We start from the raw sequence: 11,485 nt of genomic DNA, 5'->3' as shown, positions 1-11,485 counted from the left end.
CGGTTGCCCTTCTGGCAGTACGATGGGCGTTGCCTCGCTGCGTTCGCCCTGCGGGCAGCCTGCGGCTGGCTATCTCCGCTACTCTTCGGTTCCTGCCCGTCGATCAGCGTGTGGCAAACACACTCGGATGCGAGTGACCGATGACGTGCGGTTCGCTTCACCGAGGCGTGGGCTGTGAGAATGTCCGTGCCCGACGGCTGTTTGCGGGAGCGCTGACCGACAGACAAGAGTGTCTGTCGTACTGCCCGCGGTGCGATGGGCGTTGCTGAGCGCTGATCCGTTTTGGAGCCTGATTAGAGGCGTCCGAGTGCTTAAACTCTCACGCCAGCAACCCCTTCACCACCTTGCCGTGCACATCGGTCAGACGATAGCGTCTGCCCTGGAACTTGTACGTCAGCCGCTCATGGTCGATGCCCAGCAGCTGCATCAGCGTCGCGTGGAAATCATGGATGTGGAGGCCGTCTTTCACGGTGTTGTAGCCGAAGTCGTCTGTCTCGCCATACACGGAGCCTGCCTTGATGCCGCCGCCGGCGAACCAAGCGCTGAAGCACCTCGGATGGTGATCGCGACCGAAGTTGGGGCTGATCTTGCCCTGGCAGTAGGCCGTGCGACCGAATTCGCCGCCCCAGACGACGAGGGTGTCTTCAAGCATGCCGCGCTGCTTGAGGTCCTTGATCAGTGCGGCGGCGGGCTGGTCGGTTTCTTTGCAGAGTCTTGGCAGCGCGCCGGGCAGGCCTCCGTGGTGGTCCCAGTCTTGGTGGTAAAGCTGGATGAAACGCACGCCTTTTTCCGCCAGACGACGCGCCTGCAGGCAGTTCGCGGCAAAGGTGCCGGGCGTCTTCACATCCGGGCCGTAGCTGTCGAGGATGTGCTGCGGCTCGTCGCTGAGATCCGTCACTTCCGGGATGCTGGTCTGCATGCGGAAGGCCATTTCGTAATGATCGATGCGGTTCTGAATCTCCGCATCTGGCGTGCCTGCGAACTGATGCTCGTGCAGCTCCTTGAGGCGGTCCAGCATCAGCCTGCGGCTGTCCGCGCTGACACCGGCAGGATTGCCAAGATACAGCACCGGATCCTTCGCCGCACGGAAGAGCACGCCCTGGTGCTTCGTCGGCAGAAAGCCGCTGCCCCAGAGGTGGGAGCCGAGGGGCTGCCCGCCTTTGCCTTTGGTGATGAGCACGGTGAAGGAAGGCAGGTTTGCATTCTCCGCCCCCAGCCCATAGCTCAGCCACGACCCAAAGCTGGGCCGCCCCGCGATCTGCGACCCCGTCTGGAAGAAGGTAACGCCGGGGCCATGATTGATCGACTCCGTGAACATGGAGCGCGCCACGCAGATGTCGTCCGCGATACTCGCCGTGTGGGGCAGCAGCTCGCTGAACCACCCGCCCGCCTGCCCATGCTGCGTGAATTTGAACGGCGAGCCTACCATCGGAATGGACGACTGATTTCCCGACATGCCCGTAAGCCGCTGGGTGCCGCGCACAGAATCTGGAAGCTGCTCTCCGTGGCGTTTGTTCAGCAGCGGCTTGTAATCAAACAAGTCAAGGTGGGACGGCCCGCCCGACATGAAGAGATAAATGATCCTCTTCGCCTTCGGCGTGAAGTGCGTGCCGCCCAGCACGCCGTGGTCCGCAGATTCGGAGCCTTGGGCAAGCATCTCACTGAGCGCGATGCCGCCGAGGCCCATGCCAAAGCGATTGAGGAGGGAGCGGCGATTCAGGAGCAAATTCGAAGTATTCATGTGGGCTGCGTTAGAGTGGGAATGCCAGTTATTAGCGACACTCGGTTAATGACCGTTGTTTGTGCGTGGTCGGCATTTTTTGGGGGAACGAAAGCGCGACAGCGTCGTGGAGTGCGGTGGGAAGCGTAGTGCCACACCGCTTTTGCAAGCCGGACGCCAATCTTAGGCCCAAGAACATTCTCCACCCCGCGAAAGCGGTGTCGCCGATGCAGGCTTGCGCCGTGCATCTCTGCCACCGCACTCCAAGACGCTGTCGCGTGGCTTGAATGCTCCAGCCTGCAAAGGCTGCGCCCCATCCCTTTAATCGAGTTCCATTCATGACAGATGTTTTCAAAATGAGTTTTCGATTAGTGGTTTCTTCTTCTCAGCGCTTCACCACACACGCATCGTGGTTCAGCAAAGCCTGCGCCAGCACGGCTGCCGCAGCGGCTTCTGGAAGGGGAATGTTTGCATCACGTTTCGCATTCCCGGTCTTGAGCAGTTCCTCCGCTTCCTTGGGAGTGGCTTTGAAATGCGCGAGCTGCTCCTGATAAAGCTGCGTGCAGATGCTGACCTCCTTCGCATCCGGTTTGCGGCTGAGGCAGCGGAGGAAGCCGAGTTCGATCATCTTCGGCACATCGCCCTTCGTTTCTAAGTGGAGCTTCTCTCCAAGCACGCGGGCGGCTTCGACATACTGCACGCCGTTGAGGAGGATGAGGGCCTGCAGCGGGGAGTCGGTGCGTTCGCGTTTGGAAATGCAGACTGCGCGGCGTGGGGCATCGAAGGCGACCATGGCAGGCGGGGGGCTGGTGCGGCGCCAGTTGGTGTAGAGACTGCGGCGATATACGGCATCGCCTGCGCTGGGGCCCATGGGCTTGAAGGCTTCGGTCATCTCATAGGGATACACCGGTGCGCCACCCATCGTGAGCTTGAGCAGGCCGGAGGCGGCGAGGGCGTTGTCGCGGATCATTTCCGCAGGCAGGCGGAAGTGCGGGCCGCGGGCGAGCCACTGGTTGTCGGGATCGTCAGCCATGGTCTTGGCATCGGCGATGCTTTGCTGGAGGTACACGCGGCTGGTGACGATCTCCTGAATCAGCGCCTTCACGCTCCAACCGCTCTCGATGAACTTCAGCGCGAGGTGATCGAGCAGCTCGGGATACAGGGGGCGCTCGCCTTGGCTGCCGAAGTCTTCGGCGGTCTTCACCAAGCCGCGTCCGAACAGGCTCTGCCAGATGCGATTGACGGTGACACGCGCGGTGAGCGGATGATCGGACGCTGTAAGCCACTGCGCGTAGCCGAGGCGGTTCTTCGGCGCATCCTTGGGAAATGGAGAGAGGAAGGCGGGGGTGACGGGGCCGACTTCTTTGGCGCGCTTGTCATACTCGCCACGTGTGAGAATGTAAGCCTTCTTGGGCTGCGGCAGCTCCTGCATGACCATGATTTCCTTCTGCGCATCGGCAAAGGCGGTGAACTCGGCGCGTGCCGTTTTCAGCTCGGCGAGCAGCGGCTGCAGCTTGGCATCAAACGGGAGCGAAATGTCACGGTCGAAGATGCGGAGGTCATCGACGAGACCGTTTTTGAAACCGCGATCGCGCATGCGCTCGCCGAGGCTGATGTTGTCATGGCCGCCGCCGGTGATGTTTTTGGTGAGGTGGTCTTTGATCACGTCCACGGCAGCAAGCTTGCCATTGATATAGATCTTGAGGCCATTGGCGCGGCTGCTGCCGTCATTGGTGACGATGACGTGGGTCCACTCCTTGAGCGGGACTTTGGCCTGCGTGCGAATGGAGATGGCATTGCCGGGCCAGAAGTGAATGAGGGACCACTTGATGCGGCCCTCCTCAATGAGGAGTTCGTAACCGCGGCTGGCGGCATCTGTCCATGCCTGGGAGCGGTGGAGGACGACGGCGCGCTCCTTTTCGTCCGGCGTCTGAATCCAGAGCGAAATGCTGAAGGGGTCGTGACGATTGAAATTGCCGAGCGGCGTGTCCACGGAGTCATCGCCGGTGAACTGGATGGCGTTTCCGATCTTGCCAGGGACGAGTTTGTTTTCGCCTTTCAGCACGGCCTCGGGACCAGGAGGCGGGGCCTTGGCTTCTTTCTTTTTCTCAGCGGGAGTTTTGGCCTTGGCGTCGGCCACGGGCTTTGGCGGCGCAGGTGCCGGCGGCGGAGCGGGATGAAGGGTGTCTGCGAGTTTGTTGCCTTTGAGTTCGTCGAAGGTGAAGTGGGCGATCTGGTTTTCCAGTGATGCGGGCACTCCTGACTGTAACTCCAAGGCATTGCGGGCAGGATTGCCCGCACTACCCAGTTGCTTTTCGAGGGCGGCGACTTTGGCATTCAGCGCGGCGAGCTTTTCCTTCGCGGGCGCGTCCATCATCATCAGTGCGGGCGTGGGCGGGGAAGGGGTGAAGAAGGAATACAACCCTGCTTCATCGATGTTTTGCAGCATGGAGAAGAGGCCGTAATAGTCCTTCTGCGTCACGGGATCATACTTGTGGTCATGGCAGCGGGAGCACTCGAAGGTGAGGCCGAGGAAGGCGGTGGCGACGGTCTGCACGCGGTCGGCGACGTATTCCACGCGGTACTCTTCCTCCACGCTGCCGCCTTCGCTTTCCTGCTGGTGCAGGCGGTTGAACGCGGTGGCGAGTATTTGCTCGTCGGTGGGGTTTGGCAGCAGATCGCCCGCAAGCTGCCAGGTGATGAATTGATTGAAGGGCAGGTTCTCGTTGTAGGCCTTTACCACCCAGTCACGCCAGGGCCACACCTCGCGTTCGCGATCCACCTGAAAGCCGAAGCTGTCGGCATAGCGCGCCTGATCCAGCCAGTCCACGGCCATGCGCTCACCGTAATGCGGTGAAGCCAGCAGGCGCGTCACGAGGTGCTTGATGCTGGATGCTGGATCGAACTGATGTTCGGTGACGAAGGCGCTGATTTCTTCAGGGGTGGGCGGCAGGCCGGTGAGGTCGAAGCTGAGGCGGCGGATGAGCGTCTCCGGTGCGGCCTCGGGCTGGAGTTTGAGACTCCGCTCTGCCAGTTCGGTGCTGACGATGTCGTCGATGCTGCGCTGATTCGTGGTATCCGCTTTCAAGGGTATGAAAGACCAGTGCGCCTCGTATTCGGCGCCTTCATTGATCCATTGCTTCAAGATGGCGACCTCCGCTGCGGTCAGATCGGCGAGCTTTGACTTGGCCGGTGGCATGTGGTCATCCGCATCCGTGGTGAGGATGCGCTGGATGATTTCGCTCATGTCCGCCTTGCCGGGCACAAAGGCCTTGGCCTCCACGGCAGCCTCGCGCACGTCCAGGCGCAGATCGGCTTCGCGCTTCTTGGGATCTGGGCCGTGGCAGAAGAAGCACTTGTCCGAGAGGATGGGGCGCACATCGCGATTGAACTTCACCTTCGCGGGAGCGGCGGCGAGTGAGGATGCTAGCGTGGAGAAAAGAAGAAGGAGGGGGAGAAAACCGCGCGTCATGGTTTTGAGAGTAACTTATGCAAACACCTTCGTCACGACTTTCGGATTCTCCACGCCGGTGAGGCGCTGGTCGAGTCCTTGAAATTTGAAGGTGAGGCGTTCGTGATCGAGTCCGGCTGCGGCAAGGATCGTCGCATGAAGATCATGCACGCTGACTTTGTCGATGACGGCCTTGAAGCCGATCTCATCGCTTTCGCCGTGGTGGTAGCCGCCTTTGACGCCACCGCCGCACATCCAGACGGTGAAGGCATGCGGATTGTGGTCGCGGCCCGGCTTTGCGGCTTTTTGCGAGATGGGCAGGCGGCCGAATTCGCCGCCCCAGATGATGAGCGTTTGATCGAGCAGGCCACGCTGTTCCAGATCGGCGATGAGCGCGGCCACGGGCTGGTCGCTCTCCAGGGCAAAGCCGCGGTGATTGCCTGCGATGTCGTTGTGCCCATCCCAGCTCTGCTGGTTTTCCATGCCGCCGGAGTAGAGCTGGATGAAGCGCACGCCGCGCTCCACCATGCGCCGGGCGGTGAGGCACTGCGCGGCGAAGTGGCCGCAGTGCTTTTCATTCACGCCGTAGAGCTTCTTGATGTGATCGGGCTCTTTTGACACATCGAAGGCCTCCGGTGCCGCGGTCTGCATGCGGTAGGCGAGTTCAAAGCTCTCGATGCGTGCATTGAGTTCGCTTTCAATCGGCGACTCCGCCAGGGCGCTGTAGTTGAGCTTTGCGAGGAGATCGAGCTGGGCGCGCTGGCGCCTGGGCGTGAGCGAGGCCGGTACGGCTAGATTGTCGATGGGCGCGCCGGTGGGCTTGAGCCATGTGCCCTGATACACACTGGGCAGGAAGCCCGCGCCCCAGTTTGACGCACTGCCTTTGGGCAGACCACGGTTCAGCGGATCGGTCATCACCACGAAACTGGGAAGTGAATCGCTCTCGCTGCCGAGGCCGTAATTGACCCATGAGCCGACGCAGGGGTAGCCCATGCGCGTCATGCCGGTGTTCATCATGAAGAGCGCCGGTGAGTGATTGTTGGAGCCGGTCCAGCAGGAGTGGATGAAGCACATCTTATCCACATGCATCGAAGTTTTGGGAAACAGCTCGCTGGTCCAGGTGCCGCTCTGCCCGTATTGCTGGAACTTGAACGGCGATGCCATCAGCGGACCGACGGAGCCGGGGAAGAAGCCCGTTTTCGGATCGAAGCCTTCCAGCGCCTTGCCATCCCGCTTCTGGAGTTCCGGTTTGTAATCCCAAGTATCGACCTGCGAAGGACCACCGTTGGTGAAGATCCAGATGATCGACTTCGCCTTGCCCATCTGCATCGGGAGCTTGGGTGCAAAGGGATTCAGTGAAGACGCGGCCCGGGCATCGCGGTCGAGCATGGCTGCAGCGGCGAGCATGCCAAAGCCGCCGCCCGCGCGGGACAGCAGCGCACGGCGGGAAAGGTGAGGGGATGTGTTCATGGCGGTCATCGGGTTCAGTTCACGTACACAAATTCATTCAGGCTCAGCAGCACCTGGCAGTAGTCGGCCAGGGTGCCTCCCTGCTGGAGAAAGGCGGTGCCTTGGGAGAGTTCCGCGGCGGTGGGCGCGCGGCAGAAGCAGAGGGTGTAGGCGCGGGTGATCTGCTCTTGGGTGCCACCCGCATCCGCGAGGCGTTTGGCCAGGCCATCGGCCCACTGGCGTGCCTGCGTGCTGTTCATGAGAATAAGCGCCTGCGGTGCCACGGTGGTGGTGGGCCGTGCTCCCTGACTGACGAGTGGCTCGGGCAGATCAAAGGCCACCATGCTGCCGATAAGCTGGCTGCGCTTGATGTTGAAATAGATGCTGCGGCGTCGGCTGTTTTCATCGCGCGTGCCGGGGCCGAACATCGTTTCATCAAGCATGCCGCTGACGGCGAGCATGGAGTCACGGATGGCCTCGCCTTCCAGCCGCTGCGGGGTGCGGCGCATGAAGAGCACGTTGGCAGGATCGGCGATTTCTTTTGCAGGACTGTGCTGGCAGCTCTGCTGATAAGCTTTGGATTGAAGCATGAGACGGTGCAGCGGCTTCAATTTCCAACCGTTGGCAATGAGCTGGCTGGCGAGCCAGTCGAGCAACTCCGGTTGGCCGGGTGCGGTGCCGGTTTTGCCGAAATCATTCGGCGTGGCAACGATGCCCGTGCCGAAATGGTGCTGCCACAGGCGGTTCACGATGACGCGTGCCAGCAGGGCACCTGCGCCGTGATCGACATCGGTGATCCAGTTTGAGAGTGTGCGGCGGCGACCGGAAAACCTGGACCCCTGCGGTGGCTGCCACTGCCAGCGTTTTTCATCCGCAGGGCGGGCGAGCACTTGCAGGAATCCCGGCGCGATTTCGCCGTCCTTGAAGTCGGGATTGCCGCGCTTGAGCAGGTAGGTCTTGTCAAAGAAGGGGTCGCCCTGCGTGTGCATGACGATGGGATCGTAGCCTTCCCCGCAGATCATCATGCGCGTGCTACCGGGCACATCAGGCGTGTTCTTCTTTTTGTCCATCGTGCTCACGGCGGGAGTCACCTGGCCGTCGGGATGCACATCCACATTGCTGCGTGTCGTGGTCGTGAAGGTGCTGAGGAGCTGGTAGTAGTCGCGCGTGGGGATGGGGTCGTACTTGTGGTCATGACAGCGGGCGCAGCCCACGGAAAGGCCCAGCATCGCGGCGCTGGTGGTGCTGAGCATGTCGTCCATGGCATCGTAGCGTGTGCGCTCGACTTCGTTCGCGGTGATCTGGGAGGGAAACACGCCCGCGCCAAGAAAGCCCGTCGCGGCGAGCGCCAGCGGATTGCGCGGTTCGTATTCATCTCCTGCGAGCTGCCATTTCACGAACTGGTCATAGGGCATGTCCATGTTCAATGCCTTGATGACGAAGTCGCGGTAGTGGAAGGCAAAGGGGCGGTCGTAGTCCTGCTCAAAGCCGGTGCTTTCGGCGTAGCGGGCCACATCCAGCCAGTGGCGTGTCCAGCGCTCGCCGTAGCGCGGTGAGGCGAGCAGCTTGTCGATGACGGCGTCAGTGTTTTTGAGTCCTGCGCTGAGTTCCTCTGGTGTCGGCGGGATGCCGGTGAGGTCCAGATAAAGCCTGCGCACGAGCGTGGCGGGAGTGGCCGGCGGGCTGAAGGATGCGCCCCCGGCGTTTTTGACCAGCAGTTGGTCGATGGATTGGGCTTTGCTTTTTTTGAGCGGCAGAAAAGACCACCAGCGACGGTCTTCTTCCGTGACGGCCGAGAGATCGCGATTGGGCTTTTTGCCTGCAATGAGCGGCTCGGCATACGGCGCGCCATCGTCGATCCACGCGGCGATTTTGGCGATCACATCGGCGCCGAGCTTCGGCTTGCCATCGGGCATGTGCGGTTCTTTGGCGTGATTGATCTGCTCGATGAGCGCGCTCTTTTTGGAGTCGAAGGGCACGGCGGCGGAGCCATGGGAGCCGCCACGCAGAAAATCCTCACGCGTCGCCATGTCGAAGCCGCTCTTCACTTTTTCGCCGCCATGGCAGCCGAGGCAGTTTTCTTTGAGAATGGCCGCCACGTCCTGCTGAAATGACTTCAAGCCACGCTCCATGCGCATGGCGTGGTCTGCGGGCAGCCCTGGCGCTGCCGTGAGCAATGCCGGGGAGAACATGAGGAGAGTGAGAAGCCGGTGCTGCATGGTGGGGAAAGAGGCTGCCTGAAACAACGCCCGGCGTCTGTGCCTCTTTATGGCTGTTTTATGTCTTATCCTGCGTGGCTGATGCTGAAAACTGGTGAAAAGGCAGCGCCATGGCGTATCTGATTTCCAATCCAACGCATGTCAGCGCGCCGCAAATACCTGAACTACACCACGCCGTGGGGCGTGGATCTGGCGCGTGTGGCGCAGTCTGGGTGGACGCCGTTTTTGATCCATGAGAGCGGCTACCAGCCCGCGCTGGACAACTGGAACCACCAGGGCGTGGACTCACCCTTCTGGCGCTTTTACCACAATCCGAAGCCCGGCTGCCATCTGCTGTATCAGGGGCGCAAGATTCCCCTGGGGCCGCAGTGCGCGGTGCTCATTCCGGCGGACACCGTGTTTGACTGCTGCGGGCCGGTGAAGGCCAGCCACTTCTGGCTGCACTTCACCACCGCACGGCCCGGGGTGAAGATGACGGCCGAACCGATGGTGATTGCCGTGGATGACACGCTGAAGCCGATGCTGCGCCGGCTGATCAGCACGCACCGGGATCAGCCTTCGGAGGTGAGGGACCACAGGCTGCACCACCTGAGCGCGGCGCTGCTGCACACGGTGTTCGCGGCCCTGGAGATCGATGCACCCTCGGCGCTTCCGGAAAGGATCGCGGAAGTGCTGGCCTTCATCGCACGTGCACCGCACAGCCGGCTCACGAATCCGTTTTTAGCGGAGCGCGCAGGCATGAGCGTGGAGCGGTTTATCCGCGCTTTTCGAGAGCACCTTGGACAGACGCCGGCGGCTTATGTACTGAGCACGCGGGTGCGTCTGGCAGGCGAAGCGCTGGCGCTCACCGACAAGACGATTGATCAAATCGCCGCCGAATTCGGCTTCCCCAACCGCCACTACTTCAGCCGCATGTTTGCGCGGCAGGTGGGCTGTGGGCCGGGCGAGTTTCGAGCGAGGCAGCGGGAGCGAAAGGATGGGTGAGGGAGGGGGACGGGTTCTGGAACCACTAATCGGACACTAATCCCACACTCATAAAGAACCAGAGAGCTCAATTCTGGTTCCTGACATTAGTGTGCGATTAGTGGTTTGAATCTGGCACTGTCAGCCGTGACGCAGCTACGCCAGCACACCCTTCACCACATTCCCAGCGATGCCAGTCAGGCGCATGTCGAGGCCCTGGAACTTGTAGTTGAGGCGTTCGTGGTTGATGCCGAGGAGGTGCATGATCGTGGCGTTGAGGTCGTGTACGTGCACCGGATCGCGGACGATGTTGTAGCTGTAGTCGTCCGTTTCGCCGTAGGTGGCGCCTTTTTTGACGCCGGCTCCGGCCATGAAGAGGGAGTAGCAGCGCGGGTGGTGGTCTCGGCCATAATTGGTGGGCGTGAGGGTGCCCTGGGAGTAGATGGTGCGGCCGAATTCGCCGCCCCACACAATGAGAGTGTCATCCAGCAGGCCGCGCTGCTTGAGGTCTTTGATGAGGGCGGTGGTGGGCTGGTCGGTGTCGTAGCACTGGCCTCGAATGGCATTGGGCAGGCCGCCGTGGTGGTCCCAGCCCATGTGGAAGAGCTGGATGCAACGCACATCGCGCTCGGCAAGACGACGCGCGAGCAGGCAGTTCGCGGCATAGGTGCCGGGCTTCTTCACTTCGGGGCCGTAGCTGTCGATGATGTGCTGCGGTTCCTTGGAGGTGTCCGTCAAATCGGGGACGCTCATCTGCATACGAAATGCCATTTCATACTGGGAGATACGGGTGGCGGTTTCGGGGTCGCCGAAGGATTCGAAGTCGCGCTGATTGAGCGCGGCGAGTTCATCGAGCATCTGGCGGCGCATGGGGCGGTCCACGCCGGCGGGATTGGAGAGATACAAAACGGGGTCGCCGGAATTGCGGAAGCGCACGCCCTGGTGCTGCGTGGGCAGGAAGCCGCTGCCCCAGAGGCGGTCGTAGAGAGGCTGGTCATCGCGGCGGCCGGTGCCGAAGGAAGTCATGACGACGTAGGCGGGCAGATCGCGATTGGCGCTGCCGAGGCCGTAGCTGAGCCATGAGCCGATGCTGGGCCTGCCCGCGAGCTGCGAACCCGTCTGGCAGAAGGTGATGGCAGGATCGTGATTGATCGCCTCCGTAAACATGGAGCGGATGACGCACATCTCATCGGCCACGGTGGAGAGATGCGGCCATAGCTCGCTGAGCCAGATGCCGCCCTGCCCGTGCTGCGCGAATTTGAAGAGCGAAGGCGCGACGGGGAAGGCCTTCTGACCCGAGGTCATGGTGGTGAGGCGCTGCCCTTGGCGGATGCTCGCGGGCAGATCCTCGGCGCGGTGCTTTTCCATCTGCGGCTTGGGATCGAAGAGATCGAGCTGCGAGGGCGCGCCGGACTGGAAGAGGTAGATGATGCGCTTGGCCTTCGGCGCGAAGTTGGGGAAATAGCGCGTCGGAGACGCGGCTGCGGCTTCATCGTGGAGCAAAGAACCGAGCGCGGCCGCTCCGATGGCGGCGGAGGAGTTCTTGAGGAAGATGCGGCGGTTGAGCCGGTCCTGAACGTGGAGCAAGGAAGGGGGGCGCTGCGAGTGCATGGCGGAGAGGTGTCTCGAAGGAAAGGATTGAGAGCAGAAAAATTAGGGGCAGAAAAATTTCCCAGACTTCTG

At 61.6% G+C, this 11,485-nt stretch carries 6 protein-coding genes; 1 reads left to right on the top strand and 5 read right to left on the bottom strand.

The features are described from left to right. Positions 1-319 precede the first annotated feature (319 nt). The 4 genes from ACILSO_RS16500 to ACILSO_RS16485 form a co-directional block, all read right to left on the bottom strand. A complete protein-coding gene (locus tag ACILSO_RS16500) occupies positions 320-1,741 on the bottom strand; it encodes a DUF1501 domain-containing protein (RefSeq protein ID WP_395738533.1) in 1,422 nt (473 codons plus the stop codon). Between the two features lie 364 nt (positions 1,742-2,105). Then, positions 2,106-5,192, bottom strand: coding sequence for a DUF1553 domain-containing protein (locus tag ACILSO_RS16495; protein WP_395738532.1), 3,087 nt, complete (start codon positions 5,190-5,192; stop codon positions 2,106-2,108). 15 nt (positions 5,193-5,207) lie between these two features. After that, positions 5,208-6,650, bottom strand: a complete 1,443-nt coding sequence (locus ACILSO_RS16490) for a DUF1501 domain-containing protein (RefSeq protein WP_395738531.1) — start codon at positions 6,648-6,650, stop codon at positions 5,208-5,210. Between the two features lie 5 nt (positions 6,651-6,655). Beyond that, positions 6,656-8,839 (bottom strand): PSD1 and planctomycete cytochrome C domain-containing protein, encoded by a 2,184-nt coding sequence (locus ACILSO_RS16485; RefSeq protein WP_395738530.1) that lies wholly within the window; start codon positions 8,837-8,839, stop codon positions 6,656-6,658. Between the two features lie 138 nt (positions 8,840-8,977). Here ACILSO_RS16485 and ACILSO_RS16480 point away from each other — a divergent pair, with 138 nt between their 5' ends. Continuing rightward, on the top strand, positions 8,978-9,823 hold the full coding sequence (locus tag ACILSO_RS16480) for a helix-turn-helix domain-containing protein (protein ID WP_395738529.1): 846 nt from the start codon (positions 8,978-8,980) through the stop codon (positions 9,821-9,823). A 135-nt stretch (positions 9,824-9,958) separates the two neighbouring features. Here ACILSO_RS16480 and ACILSO_RS16475 read toward each other — a convergent pair whose 3' ends face one another. Next, positions 9,959-11,413: a DUF1501 domain-containing protein gene (locus ACILSO_RS16475; RefSeq protein WP_395738528.1), complete on the bottom strand. Its 1,455-nt coding sequence runs from the start codon at positions 11,411-11,413 to the stop codon at positions 9,959-9,961. Positions 11,414-11,485 lie beyond the last annotated feature (72 nt).

This window comes from Prosthecobacter sp. (assembly GCF_044226605.1).
GTDB lineage: Bacteria > Verrucomicrobiota > Verrucomicrobiia > Verrucomicrobiales > Verrucomicrobiaceae > Prosthecobacter.
The sequence above is the reverse complement of the archived record's forward strand: the minus strand, read 5'-3'. Positions and strand labels throughout refer to the sequence as shown.